This is a genomic window from Ochrobactrum sp. SFR4, assembly GCF_019730395.1.
Lineage (GTDB): Bacteria > Pseudomonadota > Alphaproteobacteria > Rhizobiales > Rhizobiaceae > Pseudochrobactrum.
In genome coordinates this window covers 1-263 of record NZ_JAAPBB010000902.1, presented here as the reverse complement: position 1 = coordinate 263, position 263 = coordinate 1, and the positions used below count along the sequence as shown (strand labels likewise).

Below are 263 nucleotides of genomic sequence, written 5' to 3'. Positions count from 1 at the left end.
GCAAACGGATAACCTCTGCCAGCTGATCACCAATCCTTTGCACCGGATTAAGCGATGTCATCGGCTCCTGAAAAATCATGCTGATCTGACTGCCGCGAATACTGCGCATCCGGTTTTCTGAAAGACCCAGCAATTCCGTATCCCCAAGCCGGACCGAACCGGTTGCGTGACCGGTTGCTTCCGGCAAAAGCCCCATAACCGCAAGCGAGGTCACACTCTTGCCGGAGCCGGATTCACCGACAAGCGCCAGTGTTTTTCCTGCT

General features: G+C 55.1%; 1 protein-coding gene. It reads right to left on the bottom strand.

Annotated features, from left to right (window positions below):
• On the bottom strand, positions 1 to 263 hold a 263-nt coding region (locus tag HBA93_RS21705; protein ID WP_221724629.1), incomplete at both ends, for an ATP-binding cassette domain-containing protein.